This is a genomic window from Mycobacterium shimoidei, assembly GCF_900417275.1.
In the GTDB taxonomy this organism is placed as follows: Bacteria; Actinomycetota; Actinomycetes; order Mycobacteriales; family Mycobacteriaceae; genus Mycobacterium; species Mycobacterium shimoidei.
Genome location: NZ_UEGW01000001.1, coordinates 2,577,202 through 2,595,228 on the forward strand (window position 1 = coordinate 2,577,202; position 18,027 = coordinate 2,595,228).

Consider the following 18,027-nt stretch of genomic DNA (forward strand, 5'->3'; position numbering starts at 1 on the left):
CCGCGGGGAGGGTTACCGTCGAAAGGTATGTGTGAATGGCGGAGTTGAATGTGGAGATCGTTGCCGTCGACCGCAAGATCTGGTCGGGCAAGGCGACGTTTCTCTTCACTCGCACCACGGTCGGCGAAATCGGAATTTTGCCACGGCACATCCCGGTGGTGGCGCAACTGGTCGACGACGCCATGGTCCGCGTCGAACGTGAGGGTGAGGACGATCTGCGTATCGCGGTCGACGGTGGTTTTATGTCGGTGACCGAGGAAGGAGTCACGATCCTCGCCGAATCCGCGGAATTCGAGTCGGAGATCGACGAGTCCGCCGCAAGGCAGGATTCCGAGTCCGACGATCCTCGTATCGCCGCTAGGGGCCGCGCCAGGTTGCGCGCTGTCGGCGCGCTCGACTAGGGGCCAGGCCGCCGATGAGCGCGCTCATGTCCGCCATGGTCGTGCTCATTGCCGTATTAGCGGTTGCCGTAATCGCATTGAGCTACCGGCTCTGGAAACTGCGGCAAGGTGGGACTGCGGCGATCCTGCGCGACACCCCCGCCGTCGGAGGTCATGGTTGGCGGCACGGGGTGGTCCGCTACCACGGGGACGCTGCCGCGTTCTACCGGCTCTCCAGTGTTCGCCTGTGGCCCGATCGTCGACTGAGCAGGCGCGGAATCGAGATCATCTCCCGTCGTGGCCCGCGCGGGGACGAGTTCGACATCATGACCGACGAAATCGTGGTACTGGGACTGCGCGACGGGATCCAAGAACGCAGATCCGGTTATGAAATCGCTTTGGATCGTGGAGCGCTGACGGCGTTTCTGTCGTGGCTGGAGTCACGTCCGTCGCCGCGCGCGCGACGCCGCAGTACCTGACCTACTCGGCCGGCTTGGCTCTACCGCCTCCGGGCTTCCAGAGCACGTCGCCTTCAGGGTTGGCCAGCCGTGACAGGATAAACAGCAAGTCGGACAGCCGATTCAGGTACTTCGCGGGCAACGTGTTGACCCCGGATGGATGTGATTCCACTGCGGCCCACGCCGAGCGCTCGGCGCGCCGCACCACCGTGCGAGCTACGTGCAACAACGCCGAGAGAGGTGAACCTCCTGGCAGCACAAAAGAATTCAGCGGCGGCAATCCTTCGTTGAACTCGTCGCACCATGCCTCCAGGCGGTCGACGTAATCCTGTGTCACCCGCAGCGGGGGGTACTTCGGGTTCTCCACCACCGGGGTGGAAAGGTCGGCGCCGGCGTCGAAGAGGTCGTTCTGAATCTGTCGGAGCACCCTGGTCAGCCGCTCGTCGGGATTTGCCAGGGCGAGAGCGGCGCCGATCGCCGCGTTGGCCTCGTCGCAGTCGGCATATGCCACCAGGCGGGCATCGTTTTTGGAGACCCGTGAGAAATCGCTCAGGCCGGTGGTCCCGTCGTCACCGGTGCGGGTGTAGATGCGGGTCAGATGTACGGCCATGGTCAAAACCGTACCGGCCGACTGACAGCGGCGATACCGCTCACTAAACTAACCGGGGTGGCGGAGCGTTTCGTGGTGACCGGCGGGAACCGGTTGTCAGGCGAAGTGGCTGTGGGGGGTGCTAAGAACAGCGTCCTCAAGTTGATGGCGGCCGCGCTGCTGGCCGAGGGCACCAGCACGATCACCAATTGCCCCGACATTCTGGATGTCCCGTTGATGGCAGAAGTCCTGCGGGGCCTGGGCGCTACCGTCGAACTGACTGGGGACACCGCACGCATCACCTCCCCGGACGAGCCGAAGTACGACGCCGACTTCGCGGCGGTCCGCCAGTTCCGCGCGTCGGTCTGCGTATTGGGCCCCCTGGTCGGGCGGTGCAAGAGGGCCAAGGTCGCTCTGCCCGGCGGTGACGCCATCGGATCGCGCCCACTGGATATGCATCAGGCTGGGCTGCGGCAGCTCGGAGCGCGCTGCAACATCGAGCACGGCTGCGTCGTCGCTCAGGCGGACACGTTGCGGGGCGCGGAGATTCAGCTCGAGTTCCCGTCGGTGGGAGCGACCGAAAATATCTTGATGGCCGCGGTACTTGCCGAAGGCGTCACCACGATCCACAACGCGGCACGCGAGCCCGATGTGGTCGACCTGTGCACGATGCTGAACCAGATGGGGGCACAGATCGAGGGCGCGGGTTCACCAACGATGACGATCACCGGCGTTTCGCGGCTATATCCGACCGAGCATCGTGTGATCGGGGACCGGATCGTCGCGGCCACCTGGGGCATCGCGGCCGCCATGACCCGCGGGGACATCACGGTGACCGGCGTCGACCCGGCGCACTTGCAGCTCGTGCTGCACAAACTGCATGACGCCGGCGCCACGGTCACCCAGACCGACGACAGTTTCCGGGTGGTCCAATACGAGCGCCCGAAGGCCATCAACGTTGCGACGCTGCCGTTTCCGGGGTTCCCGACAGATCTGCAGCCGATGGCGATCGGCCTGGCGGCAATCGCGGACGGCACGTCGATGATTACCGAAAACGTCTTCGAGGCACGCTTCCGGTTCGTCGAGGAGATGATCCGCCTGGGCGCCGACGCCCGCACCGACGGCCATCACGCCGTGGTGCGGGGGATCCCGCAACTGTCCAGCGCACCGGTGTGGGCCTCGGACATCCGGGCGGGCGCCGGCCTGGTCCTGGCTGGGCTGGTGGCCGACGGCGACACCGAGGTGCACGACGTGTTCCACATCGACCGCGGCTATCCCTTGTTTGTGGAGAACCTGGTCAGTCTCGGCGCCGAGATCGAGCGAGTAGAATAGCGGCAACAAAACAACTCCGGTCCACCCCGAAGGGGAGCGACTATCGGAGTTGACCGCCCTAATGTCGCGGAGTATAGTAGCAGGGTTGCCTGTTCACGGGTGTTGTTTGAGAACTCAATAGTGTGTTTGGTGGTTTTGTTTGTTGTTGTTTTTGCCGCATTCTGATGCCCCCGTGTCAGGGTGTGGTTGTTTTGTTTTGTCGGGGTTGTTTCTCTGAAACGGTTTTTGTTTGGAGAGTTTGATCCTGGCTCAGGACGAACGCTGGCGGCGTGCTTAACACATGCAAGTCGAACGGAAAGGCCCCTTTCGGGGGGTACTCGAGTGGCGAACGGGTGAGTAACACGTGGGTGATCTGCCCTGCACTTCGGGATAAGCTTGGGAAACTGGGTCTAATACCGGATAGGACCACATGTCGCATGGTGTGTGGTGGAAAGCTTTTGCGGTGTGGGATGGGCCCGCGGCCTATCAGCTTGTTGGTGGGGTGATGGCCTACCAAGGCGACGACGGGTAGCCGGCCTGAGAGGGTGTCCGGCCACACTGGGACTGAGATACGGCCCAGACTCCTACGGGAGGCAGCAGTGGGGAATATTGCACAATGGGCGCAAGCCTGATGCAGCGACGCCGCGTGGGGGATGACGGCCTTCGGGTTGTAAACCTCTTTCACCATCGACGAAGCTGCGGGTTTTCTCGTGGTGACGGTAGGTGGAGAAGAAGCACCGGCCAACTACGTGCCAGCAGCCGCGGTAATACGTAGGGTGCGAGCGTTGTCCGGAATTACTGGGCGTAAAGAGCTCGTAGGTGGTTTGTCGCGTTGTTCGTGGAATGCCACAGCTTAACTGTGGGCGTGCGGGCGATACGGGCAGACTGGAGTACTGCAGGGGAGACTGGAATTCCTGGTGTAGCGGTGGAATGCGCAGATATCAGGAGGAACACCGGTGGCGAAGGCGGGTCTCTGGGCAGTAACTGACGCTGAGGAGCGAAAGCGTGGGGAGCGAACAGGATTAGATACCCTGGTAGTCCACGCCGTAAACGGTGGGTACTAGGTGTGGGTTCTTTCCTAAGGATCCGTGCCGTAGCTAACGCATTAAGTACCCCGCCTGGGGAGTACGGCCGCAAGGCTAAAACTCAAAGGAATTGACGGGGGCCCGCACAAGCGGCGGAGCATGTGGATTAATTCGATGCAACGCGAAGAACCTTACCTGGGTTTGACATGCACAGGACGCGTCTAGAGATAGGCGTTCCCTTGTGGCCTGTGTGCAGGTGGTGCATGGCTGTCGTCAGCTCGTGTCGTGAGATGTTGGGTTAAGTCCCGCAACGAGCGCAACCCTTGTCTCATGTTGCCAGCGCGTGATGGCGGGGACTCGTGAGAGACTGCCGGGGTCAACTCGGAGGAAGGTGGGGATGACGTCAAGTCATCATGCCCCTTATGTCCAGGGCTTCACACATGCTACAATGGCCGGTACAAAGGGCTGCGATGCCGTGAGGTTAAGCGAATCCTTGTTAAAGCCGGTCTCAGTTCGGATCGGGGTCTGCAACTCGACCCCGTGAAGTCGGAGTCGCTAGTAATCGCAGATCAGCAACGCTGCGGTGAATACGTTCCCGGGCCTTGTACACACCGCCCGTCACGTCATGAAAGTCGGTAACACCCGAAGCCGGTGGCCTAACCCGTTTGGGAGGGAGCCGTCGAAGGTGGGATCGGCGATTGGGACGAAGTCGTAACAAGGTAGCCGTACCGGAAGGTGCGGCTGGATCACCTCCTTTCTAAGGAGCACCACGAAAAGGGGCTTCCGCAGTGGGCGGAAGTCGAGCCGTGAGGAGTTCGTGTCTGTAGTGGGCGCGGGCTGGGTGCACAACAACGAGCGAGAAGCCGAGCACACTGTTGGGTCCTGAGACAACACCCGGGCCCTTTGGGGTTGGTGTTGTTGCCTCATCTTTGGTGGTGGGGTGTGGTGTTTGAGTGTTGGATAGTGGTTGCGAGCATCTAGCAAGCAAAACTTGGTTGTTTTGTTTGTCGAGTTGTTTTCTTTGGTTTTGTGTGTGTAAGTGTGTGAGGGCGCATGGTGGATGCCTTGGCATCAGGGGCCGATGAAGGACGTGGGAGGCTGCGATATGCCTCGGGGAGTTGTCAACCGAGCGTGGATCCGAGGATGTCCGAATGGGGTAACCCGGCACCAGTGATGTGGTGTCACCCACCGTTGAATGTATAGGCGGTGGGGGGGAACGCGGGGAAGTGAAACATCTCAGTACCCGTAGGAGAAGAAAACAAAATTGTGATTCCGTTAGTAGTGGCGAGCGAACGCGGAGGATGGCTAAACCGCGCGCATGTGATACCCGGCGGGGGTTGTGTGTGTGGTGTTGTGGGGTCTGTGTTCTGTGGTCCGCCGGCCGCAGCAGCAGTAGTGGTGTGTTAGCCGAAGTGGCCTGGGATGGTCTGCCGTAGACGGTGAGAGTCCGGTAGGTGAAAACATGCCGCCTGTTGTCGCAGTGTCCCCGAGTAGCAGCGGGCCCGTGGAATCTGCTGTGAATCTGCCGGGACCACCCGGTAAGCCTGAATACTTCCTGATGACCGATAGCGGATGAGTACCGTGAGGGAATGGTGAAAAGTACCCCGGGAGGGGAGTGAAAGAGTACCTGAAACCGTGTGCCTACAATCCGTCAAAGCCTCCGCGTTTGTGTGGGGTGATGGCGTGCCTTTTGAAGAATGAGCCTGCGAGTCAGCGACATGTCGCGAGGTTAACCCGGGTGGGGTAGCCGCAGCGAAAGCGAGTCTGAATAGGGCGTATCCCCCATTTTTGGGGGTGTAGTGGTGTGTTGTGGACCCGAAGCGGGGTGATCTACCCATGGCCAGGGTGAAGCGCGGGTAAGACCGCGTGGAGGCCCGAACCCACTTAGGTTGAAGACTGAGGGGATGAGTTGTGGGTAGGGGTGAAAGGCCAATCAAACTCCGTGATAGCTGGTTCTCCCCGAAATGCATTTAGGTGCAGCGTTGCGTGGTTCGCGCCGGAGGTAGAGCTACTGGATGGCCGATGGGCCCTACTAGGTTACTGACGTCAGCCAAACTCCGAATGCCGGTGCGTAAAGCGTGGCAGTGAGACGGCGGGGGATAAGCTCCGTGCGTCGAAAGGGAAACAGCCCAGATCGCCGGCTAAGGCCCCTAAGCGTGTGCTAAGTGGGAAAGGATGTGCAGTCGCATAGACAACCAGGAGGTTGGCTTAGAAGCAGCCATCCTTGAAAGAGTGCGTAATAGCTCACTGGTCAAGTGGTTGCGCGCCGATAATGTAGCGGGGCTCAAGCACACCGCCGAAGCCGCGGCAACGACACCGTCAGGTGTTGTTGGGTAGGGGAGCGTCCCCTCACCGGTGAAGCCGCCGAGTGATCGTGTGGTGAAGGTGTGGGGAGTGAGAATGCAGGCATGAGTAGCGATTAGGCAAGTGAGAACCTTGCCCGCCGGAAGACCAAGGGTTCCTGGGCCAGGCCAGTCCGCCCAGGGTGAGTCGGGACCTAAGGCGAGGCCGACAGGCGTAGTCGATGGACAACGGGTTGATATTCCCGTACCCGTGTGTGCGCGCCCATACCGAATCAGCGGTACTAACCACCCAAACGGTGCGTGATCGGTGGTCTTCGGATCATCGACGCGTACCTGCTGCGTGGGATCTTCGCTGGTAGTAGGTAAACGATGGGGTGACGCAGGAAGGTAGCCGTACCAGTGAGTGGATGTGCTGGGGCAAGCCCGTAGGGAGTCAGATAGGCAAATCCGTCTGGCGTGTTCCCGAGAGGTGATGCATAGCCGGATGAGGTGAATTCGGTGATCCTATGCTGCCGAGAAAAGCCTCTAGTGAGTGCAGACACGGCCCGTACCCCAAACCGACACAGGTGGTCAGGTAGAGAATACCGAGGCGTGCGAGTGAACTATGGTTAAGGAACTCGGCAAAATGCCCCCGTAACTTCGGGAGAAGGGGGACCCGCATACCGTCAACTCCGCGTGCCGGGGGCGGCGGGAGTGGGTGGCACAAAACAGTGAGAAGCGACTGTTTACTAAAAACACAGGTCCGTGCGAAGTCGCAAGACGAGGTATACGGACTGACGCCTGCCCGGTGCTGGAAGGTTAAGAGGACCCGTCAACCCCTTTTCGGGGGGTGAAGCGGAGAATTTAAGCCCCAGTAAACGGCGGTGGTAACTATAACCATCCTAAGGTAGCGAAATTCCTTGTCGGGTAAGTTCCGACCTGCACGAATGGCGTAACGACTTCTCAACTGTCTCAACCATAGACTCGGCGAAATTGCAGTACGAGTAAAGATGCTCGTTACGCGCGGCAGGACGAAAAGACCCCGGGACCTTTACTACAACTTGGTATTGGAGTTCGATGCGGTTTGTGTAGGATAGGTGGGAGACTGTGAAGCCCGCACGCCAGTGTGGGTGGAGTCGTTGTTGAAATACCACTCTGATCGTATTGGGCTTCTAACCTCGAACCCTGAACCGGGTTCAGGGACAGTGCCTGGCGGGTAGTTTAACTGGGGCGGTTGCCTCCTAAAAGGGAACGGAGGCGCCCAAAGGGTCCCTCAACCTGTACGGCAATCAGGTGATGAGTGTAAGAGCACAAGGGAGCTTGACTGCGAGACGAAAATGTCAAGCAGGGACGAAAGTCGGGACTAGCGATCCGGCACCCCCGAGTGGAAGGGGTGTCGCTCAACGGATAAAAGGTACCCCGGGGATAACAGGCTGATCTTCCCCAAGAGTCCATATCGACGGGATGGTTTGGCACCTCGATGTCGGCTCGTCGCATCCTGGGGCTGGAGCAGGTCCCAAGGGTTGGGCTGTTCGCCCATTAAAGCGGCACGCGAGCTGGGTTTAGAACGTCGTGAGACAGTTCGGTCTCTATCCGCCGCGCGCGTCAGAAGCTTGAGGAAACCTGTCCCTAGTACGAGAGGACCGGGACGGACGAACCTCTGGTGCACCAGTTGTCCCACCAGGGGCACCGCTGGATAGCCACGTTCGGCCAGGATAACCGCTGAAAGCATCTAAGCGGGAAACCTTCTCCAAGACCAGGCTTCTCACCCATATCAGTGGGATAAGGCCCCCCGCAGACCACGGGATCAATAGACCAGACCTACAAGCGCAGCAATGCGTGCAGGGAACTGGCACTAACCGGCCGAAAACTTACCCACAACCCACCGCAACCACACCAACACCCCACACCCCACCACCAAACACAAAACAATAGAGTTACGGCGGCAATAGCGGCAGGGAAACGCCCGGACCCATCCCGAACCCGGAAGCTAAGCCTGCCAGCGCCGATGATACTACCCACCCCGGGTGGAAAAGTAGGACACCGCCGAACACACACCAAAAAGNACAATAGAGTTACGGCGGCAATAGCGGCAGGGAAACGCCCGGACCCATCCCGAACCCGGAAGCTAAGCCTGCCAGCGCCGATGATACTACCCACCCCGGGTGGAAAAGTAGGACACCGCCGAACACACACCAAAAAGGGCACCCACAAGGTGCCCTTTTTACACGCAAAAAAACTAATCGAAAAGGGTTAGATTCGCCGCTTTTCGCCTTTTTTCCAATTCGAGCAGCGTTCGTTTGCGGTCCAGACCGCCGCCGTAACCAGTAAGCCCTCCGCTTGCCCCGATAACGCGATGACAGGGCACGATAATGGCGATCGGATTTCGTCCATTGGCCAGTCCCACCGCGCGGGCCGCCCCGCTCGCTCCGATCTGTGCTGCGATCTGCCCGTAGGATCGCGTTTCCCCGTAAGGGATCGTCATCAACGCCTGCCACACCCGCCGTTGGAAGTGCGTGCCGGACAACGCGAGTTCGAGGTCGAAGTCGGTGCGCTCGCCGGCAAAGTACGACCCGAGCTGATCGACGGCGTCCGGAAAGGCGCTCTCGTCGAGTTTCCAATCGCTACGGTTCGGCTCGTATGTCTGATCCACCATGCGCAGGTTGGTCAGCACACCGTCGCGACCCGCCAGTGTCAGCGGCCCGATCGGACTGTCGATGGTGCGATAGCAAATCATGCGGACTCCTTTACAGGCCAACGGTTTACCGGGTGCTCCAGTGTGGTCCACAGATGCTGGGTGGCATACGAGCGCCAGGGCCGCCACGCCATGCTTCTCTCCAAAAGTGCTCGCTGGCCGGAAGGCAGGCCCAGGTGTTCGGCGGCCCGCCGCAGTCCAAGGTCGCTTACCGGGAAGGCATCCGGATCACCGAGCCCGCGCATCGCGATCACTTCGGCAGTCCACGGGCCGACCCCGGGAAGCGTCAGCAGCTGTCGTCGGGCGGCGTCCCAGTCGCTGCCGGCATCGAGCACCAGGGTCCCGGCGGCAAGATCCTTGATCAGGGCAAGCAGCGTTCGGCGGCGGGATTTCGGCACGGCCAGCTGGGCCGGGTCGATGTCGGCGAGCTGTTCGACCGACGGAAAGGTGTGAGTCAGCGCACCGTCGGCGTCGTCTACCGGCTGTCCGTAGGCGGCCACCAGCCTGGCCGCGTGGGTGCTGGCAGCTTTCGTCGACACCTGCTGGCCCAGCACGGCACGAATAGCGAGCTCTTGTTCGTCGACACTGCGCGGAATCCGTTGGCCCGGTGCCTTGGCCACCACGGCCCTGAGCTCGGGGTCAGCCGCCAACACATCGATCGTTGCTTCCGGATCCGCGTCGAGATCCAATAGCCGTCGGCATCGCGCAATTGCGGTCGTCAGATCACGGAAGTCGTCGAGCACCAGCTGGCAGCGGACGTGGTCGGGCGCCGGTGCCAGGCTGACGATCCCGTTGCCGCACGGCAGCCGCAGGGTGCGCCGGTATTGCCCGTCACGCACCTCCTCGCAGCCAGCGATCGCGCCGGCGGCCAGATGGCCGAATACTCCCTCGTAGGCAAACGGCGTGCGTACCGGCAGGCGCAACGTCACCGCGCTCGGCGAACTGAGGTTGCGGCCGAAGCGCGCGGCGGCGCGTTTTCGCAACTCCGTCGGGGTGCTGTCACACACCGCGCGCAGCGTGTCGTTGAACTGGCGGATGCTGGAGAAGCCGGCGGCAAACGCGACGTCGCTCAGCGGCAAGTCGGTGGTCTCGATCAGTATCCGCGCGGTCTGAGTGCGCTGCGCGCGGGCCAGGGCGAGCGGACCGGCGCCGAGTTCAGCTTGCAGCAATCGTTCCAGCTGACGCACGGTGTAACCCAGCCGGGCGGCAAGGCCGCCGACACCCTCGCGGTCCACCGTTCCGTCGGCGATGAGTCGCATGGCCCGGGCGACCACGTCGCCGCGGACGTTCCACTCCGGCGAGCCGGGCGAGGCGTCTGGACGGCACCGTTTGCATGCCCGAAAGCCGGCTCGCTGTGCTGCCGCCGCGGTCGGATAGAACTCGACGTTGCGGGCAAACGGGGGCCGCACCGGGCAACTGGGCCGGCAATAAACGCCAGTGGTCAGCACTGCGGTGACGAACCAGCCGTCGAACCGGGCGTCCTTGGACTGCACGGCCCGATAGCAGCGGTCGAAGTCTTCATGCACGATTGCAACGATTACACCTGGGGACCGACATCACTAGCGGAAAAGCGACATCAGAATGAGGCCCTGCTAGACCGGCACCGCCAATTGCGTCGGCTCGTCGTGACCGCGCAGCGTGACGGTGTCACCCAACGACCAATGGGCTCGCTCCTCTTCGCTGGCGCCGTCGACGGCCTCCGAGGAGGCCAACAGCAGTGTCGGTTGCTCCTTGGCCAGTTCGCTGAGCCGGGCCGCTTCGTTGACCGGCTCGCCGATGACGGTGTACTCGAACCGTTCTTTGGCGCCGACATTTCCGGCGACGACCTGCCCGGCCGCGACCCCGATCCCCGCTTGGCACTCCGGCACCTCGTTTCGCAAGCGTTCTGCGATCGCGCGGGCGGCGGCCAGCGCCTGGTCCTCGGGATGCTCGAGGTGATTGGGAGCGCCGAAGATGGCCAGTGTCGCATCGCCTTCGAATTTGTTGACCAGCCCGCGGTGGCGGTCGACCTCGTCGACGATGACCGCGAAGAACCGGTTGAGTAGTTGCACGATCTCGGTGGCCGGTCGCTTTGTCACCAGTTGGGTTGACGCGATGATGTCGACGAAAACCACTGCGACATGGCGTTCTTCGCCGCCCAGCTTGGGGCGTTCGCGTTCGGCGGCCGCGGCGACCTCACGGCCGACATGGCGACCGAACAAGTCACGGATCCGCTCGCGCTCGCGCAATCCGTTGACCATCGCGTTGAAGCCTCGCTGCAACTCACCGAGTTCGGTGCCGTCGAAGACCACGAGATTGCCGCGCAGGTCGCCGTCCTCGACGCGCTTGAGCGCGGCGCGCACCACCCGCACCGGGGTCGCGATGAGCCAGGCCAGCAGCCACATCAAGATGAAACCGAAAATCAAGGTTGCGATCGCGAGAATCAGTACGGCCACGCCGAACTGCGTCTGGGTCAGATTCCGTAGAGTCAACGCGAAGAAAGCCGTCAGTGCGATGCCGACGACGGGCACCCCCGAACTGAGCAGCCAGACCACCATCGTCCGGCCCATGATGCCCGGCGCGAATCGGCGCGGCGGCGGTCCGGCCTCGAGCGCTTGGGCCGCGACCGGTCGAAGAGTGAACTCAGTGATCAGGTAACAAGCGGTGGCGACCAGGACACCGCAGAAGCTCGTCGCGAACGCGATCCGCGGGATGAACAGGCTGTCGGCCAGGCCGTAGAGCGTTGTGAACAACGCCGCTCCCACCGCCCACAAGCTGAAGGCAGCCACGGCGACTCGTGCCGGAGCCGCGAACGTGTTGTGCTCATCGGCCTGGGTGGGGCGTTGTTCTTCGATCGCCCATCGCAGCGCGGCGACGGTGCGCCGGGTGATCCAGTAGGTGCCCACGATCACCGCGACGGCGATGTAGGCCGGCACCAGGCCGAAGGTGAGCCAGGACGGCGCGTCGCTGAAAACGCTCGGTACCGGGAAGGCGACAGTCAGCAACAAAAGGTCCACGCCGATCCCGATGAAGTTCGCCCCCACGAGGAAGACGGTCAAGATGATCTGGATGCGTATCCGCCGGCGGCGCTGACTTTCGGCCACGCTGCCCAAAAGCCAGGACCCATAAGCAGGAGTGTCGGACAACCGGCCGCTTTGACGGGTCACTCGCTCCAGAACCCGCCCCAAGCGTTGCGCCACCGATTTCTGGGCCGTCATGGTGGCGTCAGCCTAAATCGTCGTCGACACGACCCCTAATGTGAGTGGGGTGCGCCTCGTGATCGCCCAGTGCACTGTCGACTATCTCGGACGGCTCACCGCGCATCTGCCGTCCGCGCGCAGGCTGCTGCTGTTCAAGGCGGACGGGTCGGTGAGCGTGCACGCCGACGACCGGGCGTACAAACCGTTGAACTGGATGAGTCCGCCGTGCTGGCTTACTGAGGAGCTCGACGGCGCAGTGCCGGTCTGGGTGGTGCAAAACAAGGCCGGTGAGCAATTGCGGATCACGGTCGAGGCCATCGAGCACGACTCCAGCCACGACCTGGGTGTGGATCCCGGGCTGGTCAAAGACGGCGTGGAAGCCCATCTGCAGGCGCTGCTGGCCGAGCATGTCCAGCTGCTCGGCGCCGGATACACCCTGGTGCGCCGCGAGTACATGACCGCTATTGGACCAGTGGACCTGTTGTGCCGCGACGAACAAGGGCGGTCGGTGGCGGTCGAAGTCAAACGGCGCGGGGAGATCGACGGTGTCGAGCAGCTCACCCGCTACCTTGAATTGCTCAACCGCGACAGCGTATTGGCGCCGGTAACCGGAATACTCGCCGCCCAGCAGATCAAACCGCAGGCTCGCACGTTGGCCGCGGACCGCGGAATCCGTTGCGTTGTACTTGATTACGACCAAATGCGAGGTATGGACAGCGACGAGTACCGACTGTTCTGAGCTGGCTCACTAAACTGGTGTTATGGCTCGGGGTCGTATCTCACCGCGTCGGCGGCGGGTAGTGCCGCTGCCGGTTGTGCGCCGCGTGGAAACCGGTCCTGACGGGTACGAATACGAGGTGCGGCCGGTGGCAGGCGCCCGCGCCGCCAAGACTTACCGGTGCCCCGGCTGCGACCACGAAATCCATTCGGGAACTGCCCATTTGGTGGTTTGGCCGGTGGAGGAGAGTGGGGCCGCGATCGAGGATCGGCGGCACTGGCACACGCCGTGCTGGGCGAACCGCGCCACCCGCGGTCCGACCCGCAGGTGGTCTTAGTTCGCGGCGGTTGACGCGGCGGCCGGTTCGACCAATTCGATCAAGACGCCGCCGGCGTCCTTGGGGTGGATGAAGTTGATCCGCGAATTCGCTGTGCCTCGCCGCGGCTGGTCGTAGAGCAGCCGCACACCCTGGTCGCGCAGCCGCTCGGTCAGGGCGTCCAGATCACTCACCCGGTAGGCCAGTTGCTGGATGCCGGGACCGCGCTTGTCGAGGAATTTCGCGATCACCGACGACTCGTCGAGCGGAGCCATCAGCTGCACCTGCGCGCTGCCGACCGGGGCGCCGCGCACCGCCAGCATGGCTTCGCGGATCCCCTGGTCGTCGTTGACTTCCTCGTGCAACACGATCATGCCGAGGTGGTCGTGATACCACGCGATCGCCGCGTCGAGGTCTGCCACCGCGATACCCACGTGATCGACCGCCGTTACCAACGCGCTGGCCAGCGTGCGACGGACGTCAACGTGTTCAGTGGTCATAGCGCTGCTCCTCCTCATCGCTGCGCTCTGCATCGTCGCAGCGCGGGTCATAACGTCACGGTAACCTGACGGGAAAGGTTGCGTCACGCCGGCCGTCAACCTCGGCCGTTTCCGCCCGTTTCCGGAGGTATCTATGACGACGTCGGTGATAGTTGCTGGAGCACGCACGCCGATCGGTAAGTTGATGGGCTCGCTGAAGGATTTTTCGGCAACCGACCTGGGTGCTATCGCGATTGCGGGCGCTCTGGAGAAGGCCAAGGTTCCCGCGTCGGCGGTCGAATACGTGATCATGGGGCAGGTGCTGACGGCCGGGGCCGGTCAAATGCCAGCCCGCCAGGCCGCGGTGGCCGCCGGCATCGGCTGGGATGTGCCCGCGCTCACGATCAACAAGATGTGCCTGTCCGGCATCGACGCGATCGCGCTGGCTGACCAACTCATCCGGGCGGGGGAGTTCGACGTGGTGGTAGCCGGCGGGCAGGAGTCCATGACGAAAGCTCCGCACCTGTTGATCGACAGTCGAGCCGGCTACAAGTACGGCGATGTGACAGTCCTGGACCACATGGCCTACGACGGTCTGCACGACGTGTTCACTGACCAGCCGATGGGCGCGCTGACCGAGCAGCGCAACGAAATCGACAAGTTCACCCGTCGCGAACAGGACGAGTACGCTGCCCGGTCGCACCAGCGGGCCGCCGCTGCCTGGAAGGACGGCGTGTTCGCCGACGAGGTCGTGCCTGTGAATATCCCGCAGCGCAAAGGTGATCCATTGCAGTTCACCGAGGACGAGGGCATTCGGGCCAACACCACGGCTGAATCGCTGGCAAATCTCAAGCCGGCGTTTCGGCCGGACGGCACCATCACGGCCGGATCGGCGTCCCAGATCTCCGACGGCGCGGCCGCGGTTGTTGTGATGAACAAGGACAAGGCCGCCGAACTGGGATTGTCGTGGCTGGTCGAAATCGGCGCGCACGGCGTAGTCGCCGGCCCGGATTCCACGTTGCAGTCGCAGCCCGCCAACGCAATCAAGAAAGCACTTGCCCGCGAGGGTATCTCGGTCGATCAGCTCGATGTGGTCGAGATCAACGAGGCGTTTTCTGCGGTGGCGCTGGCTTCGACCAAAGAGCTCGGCGTCGACCCGGAAATCGTCAACGTCAACGGCGGCGCCATTGCTATCGGCCACCCGATCGGCATGTCGGGAGCGCGCATCACCTTGCACGCCGCGCTGGAATTGGCGCGTCGAGGCTCGGGCTACGGTGTCGCGGCCCTCTGCGGTGCCGGTGGTCAGGGTGACGCGCTCATCCTGCGCGCTGGCTGACGCGCAACGGCCCGCACAGGCGTTCGACTAACGCTCTGGCAATGATTGCTGTGGGTGCGTACCGAGACCCGTCGGCACCGAAGTGTGATTTTGGTCACCAAAAGCTGCCGCGACCGGTCGCAGGGGGATAAATCCGCCGTGCCAAACTTGATCACGTGAGCCGTCCGCGACCTCCAATCGGCCCCGCCCTGGCCGGAGCGGTGGATTTGTCCGCCCTCAAACAGCGAGCCCAGCAGCGCAGCGCTGGCGACGCTGCGCCTGGCGGATCGGCCGGCGTCGAAGTCACCGAGGCGAACTTCGAAGACGAGGTACTGGTCCGGTCCAACCAGGTGCCGGTCGTCGTGCTGTTGTGGTCGCCGCGCAGTGACGTATGCCTGCAGCTGGCCGACACCTTGTCGGCGCTGGCCGCGGAGGATCGCGGCAAGTGGTCGTTGGCCACCGTCAACGTCGACGTTGTTCCGCGGGTGGCCCAGATCTTCGGGATCGAGGTGGTCCCCACCGTGGTGGCCTTGGCCGCCGGGCAGCCGCTGTCCAGTTTCCAGGGTATGCAGCCGCCCGAGCAGTTGCGCCGGTGGTTGGATTCATTGCTGTCGGCGACGGCCGGAAAGCTCAGCGGCCCAACCGATTCCGACGAAGCCGAGGAAGTCGACCCGGCGCTGGCGCAGGCGCGTCAGCACCTCGAAGAGGGCAACTTCGCTGCGGCGCGCGACTCCTATCAGGCCATCCTGGACGCCAACCCTAACCACGCCGAAGCCAAGGGCGCGCTCCGCCAGATCGCGTTTCTGATGCGCGCGACCACGCGGCAACCCGACGCCGTTGCCGTCGCCGACGCCGCCCCGGACGACATCGAGGCCGCATTCGCCGCTGCCGACGTACAGATCCTCAACCAGGACGTGGCGGCCGCCTTCGAACGGCTGATTGCGTTGGTGCGCCGGACCACCGGTGACGATCGAACCTCGGTGCGCACCAGGCTCCTCGAATTGTTCGAGCTTTTCGATCCGGCAGACCCCGAGGTGATCGTGGCCCGGCGCAACCTGGCCAGCGCACTGTACTAGCGCTGCTCGGGCTCCAGCCACAAAGCCGAAGTTGGGGGTAGCACCAGGACCGCCGACGCCGGCCGGCCATGCCATGGCTCGTCGGCGGCGTCCACTCCGCCGAGGTTGCCGATACCGGCGCCGTTGTAGTCGGTGGCGTCGGTGTTGAGCACCTCACGCCACCGCCCAGCAGTGGGCAGGCCGAGCCGGTAGTTGCTGTGTTCGCATCCGGCGAAGTTGAACACGCAGGCCATCACTGAACCGTCGTTGCCGTAGCGCAGAAAGCTCAGCACGTTGTTGGCCGAGTCGTTGGCGTCAATCCAGGAGTAGCCGTCGGGGGTGGTGTCTTGACTCCACAGCGCCGGGTGGCTGCGATAGATCGCGTTGAGGTCGCGTACCAGACGTAGGATGCCCGCGGAGAAACCGTTCTCGTCGAGCTGAAACCAGTCCAGACCGCGTTCTTCGGACCATTCGGCCCGTTGCCCGAATTCCTGTCCCATGAACAGCAGCTGCTTACCCGGATGGGCCCATTGATAGGCCAGCAGACTGCGCAGTGACGCCGCCTTCATATGGTCGTTGCCCGGCATCCGACCCCACAGTGTGCCCTTGCCGTGAACCACTTCGTCGTGGCTGAGTGGCAGCACGAAATTCTCGCTGAAGGCATACAGCATCGAGAAGGTGATTTCGTGGTGGTGATAGCTGCGGTGCACCGGGTCGTGGCTGATGTAGCCGAGCGTGTCATGCATCCAGCCCATGTTCCACTTCATCGAAAAGCCAAGACCGCCAACGTTAGTCGGCCGCGAAACGCCTGGCCACGAAGTCGATTCCTCGGCGATGGTGACGATGCCCGGGGCGGTCCGGTGGGCGGTGGCGTTCATTTCCTGCAGGAACTGCACCGCTTCCAGGTTTTCGCGTCCGCCATACATGTTGGGTGTCCAACCGCCCGCCGGCCGTGAGTAGTCCAGGTAGAGCATGGATGCGACGGCGTCGACCCGTAGACCGTCGATGTGGAACTCTTGCAGCCAGTACAGGGCGTTGGCCACCAGGAAGTTGCGGACTTCGGGGCGGCCGAAGTCGAATACGTAAGTACCCCAGTCGAGTTGCTCGCCGCGGTTGGGATCGGAATGCTCGTAGAGCGGCGTGCCGTCGAAACGGCCCAGCGCCCACGCGTCTTTCGGGAAGTGAGCCGGAACCCAGTCCACGATCACACCGATGCCGTTCTGATGCAGGGCGTCGACCAGCGCCCGGAAGTCGTCGGGGGTGCCGAATCGCGACGTTGGGGCGTAGTACGACGTGACCTGGTATCCCCACGATCCGGCGAACGGATGCTCGGCAACGGGCAGCATCTCGACGTGGGTAAACCCTTGGGACACCACATAATCGGTCAGCTCGCGCGCGAGATCGCGGTAGCTCAGCCCAGGGCGCCACGAGCCGAGGTGCACCTCGTAGGTGCTCATCGGCTCGAAAACCGGATTGCGCTGGGCGCGCTGGCTCATCCACTCGGCGTCGCCCCAGGTGTAGTCGCTGGTATACACCCGCGAAGCGGTGTGTGGCGGCACCTCGGTGGCGAACGCGAATGGGTCGGCCCGGTCGGTGACCGACCCGTCGGCGCCGTGCACGCGGAACTTGTAGAGCCCGTCGGGCGGAAAGTCGGGCCAAAACAGCTCCCAAACACCCGACGAGCCCAGCACCCGCAGCGGCGCGTCGTTACCGTTCCAACCGTTGAAGTCGCCGATCAGGCCGACGCCCTTCGCGTTGGGCGCCCACACCGCGAATGACACGCCCGAGACCACGCCGTCGGCCGTGGTGAACGAGCGCGGGTGCGCGCCCAGCACTTCCCACAGCCGTTCGTGGCGGCCCTCGGAGAACAGGTGCAGGTCCATTTCGCCCAATGTGGGCAAAAAGCGGTATGGATCCGCGACGACGTGCGAGTCACCACCGTCGTATCTGACCTCGAGCCGGTAGTCGATCAGGTTGGTGAATGGCAGCGCGACCGCGAACAATCCGGAATCGATGTGCTGCAGTGGGTAGCGCTGCTGGCCGACGAGTGCCACCACCTCCGCGGCGTGTGGTTTGAACGCCCGAATCACCGTGTGGTCGGAGTACTCATGGGCGCCCAGGACGCTGTGCGGGTTGTGGTGCACACCGCCGAGGAGCCGGTCCAGGTCATTCGGCTCGGGCGCGAGACGAGCCCCGGCGAGTTGGTCGGTCGGGCTCATCGCGGC

13 protein-coding genes and 4 rRNA genes are annotated in these 18,027 nt (G+C 63.0%); 11 read left to right on the forward strand and 6 right to left on the reverse strand.

The window, feature by feature from the left end:
• Positions 1-35: 35 nt before the first annotated feature.
• Together MSP7336_RS12625 and MSP7336_RS12630 are read left to right on the forward strand one after the other, a co-directional pair.
• Positions 36-401, forward strand: coding sequence for a F0F1 ATP synthase subunit epsilon (locus MSP7336_RS12625; protein WP_069395418.1), 366 nt, complete (start codon positions 36-38; stop codon positions 399-401).
• Between the two features lie 14 nt (positions 402-415).
• Entirely contained in the window at positions 416-859 is a 444-nt protein-coding gene (locus MSP7336_RS12630) for a DUF2550 domain-containing protein (RefSeq protein WP_069395417.1), read from the forward strand.
• Position 860: 1 nt separating this feature from the next.
• Here MSP7336_RS12630 and MSP7336_RS12635 read toward each other — a convergent pair whose 3' ends face one another.
• Positions 861-1,448 (reverse strand): cob(I)yrinic acid a,c-diamide adenosyltransferase, encoded by a 588-nt coding sequence (locus MSP7336_RS12635; protein ID WP_069395416.1) that lies wholly within the window; start codon positions 1,446-1,448, stop codon positions 861-863.
• 57 nt (positions 1,449-1,505) lie between these two features.
• Between MSP7336_RS12635 and murA the strand changes: the two genes are divergently transcribed.
• The 5 genes from murA (at position 1,506) to rrf (MSP7336_RS12660) (ending at position 8,235) form a co-directional block, all read left to right on the forward strand.
• Complete coding sequence (murA, locus tag MSP7336_RS12640; protein ID WP_069395570.1) at positions 1,506-2,759, forward strand: UDP-N-acetylglucosamine 1-carboxyvinyltransferase; 1,254 nt, start codon at positions 1,506-1,508, stop codon at positions 2,757-2,759.
• A gap of 226 nt (positions 2,760-2,985) precedes the next feature.
• A 16S ribosomal RNA gene (locus MSP7336_RS12645) occupies positions 2,986-4,520 on the forward strand.
• 276 nt (positions 4,521-4,796) lie between these two features.
• Positions 4,797-7,924: ribosomal RNA gene (locus tag MSP7336_RS12650) — 23S ribosomal RNA — on the forward strand.
• Between the two features lie 59 nt (positions 7,925-7,983).
• Positions 7,984-8,097 (forward strand): 5S ribosomal RNA (rrf, locus tag MSP7336_RS12655).
• A 24-nt stretch (positions 8,098-8,121) separates the two neighbouring features.
• Positions 8,122-8,235: ribosomal RNA gene (gene rrf / locus MSP7336_RS12660) — 5S ribosomal RNA — on the forward strand.
• The 16S, 23S and 5S rRNA genes sit together here, the layout of an rRNA operon.
• Before the next feature lie 49 nt (positions 8,236-8,284).
• Here the strand turns inward: rrf (MSP7336_RS12660) and MSP7336_RS12665 are convergent.
• The 3 genes from MSP7336_RS12665 to MSP7336_RS12675 form a co-directional block, all read right to left on the reverse strand.
• Positions 8,285-8,782: a methylated-DNA--[protein]-cysteine S-methyltransferase gene (locus tag MSP7336_RS12665; RefSeq protein ID WP_069394347.1), complete on the reverse strand. Its 498-nt coding sequence runs from the start codon at positions 8,780-8,782 to the stop codon at positions 8,285-8,287.
• Positions 8,779-10,266 (reverse strand): DNA-3-methyladenine glycosylase 2 family protein, encoded by a 1,488-nt coding sequence (locus MSP7336_RS12670; protein ID WP_113963819.1) that lies wholly within the window; start codon positions 10,264-10,266, stop codon positions 8,779-8,781. The genes MSP7336_RS12665 and MSP7336_RS12670 overlap by 4 nt, the downstream gene beginning before the upstream one ends.
• A gap of 66 nt (positions 10,267-10,332) precedes the next feature.
• Positions 10,333-11,937 carry an adenylate/guanylate cyclase domain-containing protein gene (locus MSP7336_RS12675; RefSeq protein WP_069394349.1) on the reverse strand — a complete coding sequence of 535 codons (1,605 nt, stop codon included), beginning with the start codon at positions 11,935-11,937 and terminating at the stop codon, positions 10,333-10,335.
• 49 nt (positions 11,938-11,986) lie between these two features.
• On the opposite strand from MSP7336_RS12675, the gene nucS reads away from it, so the two are divergent.
• Positions 11,987-12,658 carry an endonuclease NucS gene (gene nucS, locus MSP7336_RS12680; RefSeq protein WP_113963820.1) on the forward strand — a complete coding sequence of 224 codons (672 nt, stop codon included), beginning with the start codon at positions 11,987-11,989 and terminating at the stop codon, positions 12,656-12,658.
• Between the two features lie 22 nt (positions 12,659-12,680).
• Positions 12,681-12,974, forward strand: coding sequence for a hypothetical protein (locus MSP7336_RS12685; RefSeq protein ID WP_113963821.1), 294 nt, complete (start codon positions 12,681-12,683; stop codon positions 12,972-12,974).
• Here the strand turns inward: MSP7336_RS12685 and mce are convergent.
• Positions 12,971-13,453 carry a methylmalonyl-CoA epimerase gene (gene mce, locus MSP7336_RS12690; RefSeq protein WP_069394352.1) on the reverse strand — a complete coding sequence of 161 codons (483 nt, stop codon included), beginning with the start codon at positions 13,451-13,453 and terminating at the stop codon, positions 12,971-12,973. The two genes, MSP7336_RS12685 and mce, sit on opposite strands and share 4 nt — an antisense overlap.
• A gap of 133 nt (positions 13,454-13,586) precedes the next feature.
• Between mce and MSP7336_RS12695 the strand changes: the two genes are divergently transcribed.
• Both MSP7336_RS12695 and MSP7336_RS12700 read left to right on the forward strand, forming a co-directional pair.
• Positions 13,587-14,768, forward strand: coding sequence for an acetyl-CoA C-acetyltransferase (locus MSP7336_RS12695; RefSeq protein WP_069394353.1), 1,182 nt, complete (start codon positions 13,587-13,589; stop codon positions 14,766-14,768).
• Positions 14,769-14,923: 155 nt separating this feature from the next.
• Complete coding sequence (locus MSP7336_RS12700; protein WP_113963822.1) at positions 14,924-15,823, forward strand: tetratricopeptide repeat protein; 900 nt, start codon at positions 14,924-14,926, stop codon at positions 15,821-15,823.
• Here the strand turns inward: MSP7336_RS12700 and glgB are convergent.
• Entirely contained in the window at positions 15,820-18,021 is a 2,202-nt protein-coding gene (gene glgB / locus MSP7336_RS12705; protein ID WP_113963823.1) for a 1,4-alpha-glucan branching protein GlgB, read from the reverse strand. The genes MSP7336_RS12700 and glgB overlap by 4 nt on opposite strands.
• Positions 18,022-18,027: the final 6 nt, after the last annotated feature.

What these genes read in the sequence shown, in the direction of transcription:
- MSP7336_RS12625 (WP_069395418.1), top strand. Translation starts at nt 36, where the DNA reads ATGGCGGAGTTGAATGTGGAGATCGTTGCCGTCGACCGCAAGATCTGG.
- MSP7336_RS12630 (WP_069395417.1), top strand. Translation starts at nt 416, where the DNA reads ATGAGCGCGCTCATGTCCGCCATGGTCGTGCTCATTGCCGTATTAGCG.
- MSP7336_RS12635 (WP_069395416.1), bottom strand. Translation starts at nt 1,448, where the DNA reads ATGGCCGTACATCTGACCCGCATCTACACCCGCACCGGTGACGACGGG.
- MSP7336_RS12665 (WP_069394347.1), bottom strand. Translation starts at nt 8,782, where the DNA reads ATGATTTGCTATCGCACCATCGACAGTCCGATCGGGCCGCTGACACTG.
- MSP7336_RS12675 (WP_069394349.1), bottom strand. Translation starts at nt 11,937, where the DNA reads ATGACGGCCCAGAAATCGGTGGCGCAACGCTTGGGGCGGGTTCTGGAG.
- MSP7336_RS12685 (WP_113963821.1), top strand. Translation starts at nt 12,681, where the DNA reads ATGGCTCGGGGTCGTATCTCACCGCGTCGGCGGCGGGTAGTGCCGCTG.
- mce (WP_069394352.1), bottom strand. Translation starts at nt 13,453, where the DNA reads ATGACCACTGAACACGTTGACGTCCGTCGCACGCTGGCCAGCGCGTTG.
- MSP7336_RS12695 (WP_069394353.1), top strand. Translation starts at nt 13,587, where the DNA reads ATGACGACGTCGGTGATAGTTGCTGGAGCACGCACGCCGATCGGTAAG.
- glgB (WP_113963823.1), bottom strand. Translation starts at nt 18,021, where the DNA reads ATGAGCCCGACCGACCAACTCGCCGGGGCTCGTCTCGCGCCCGAGCCG.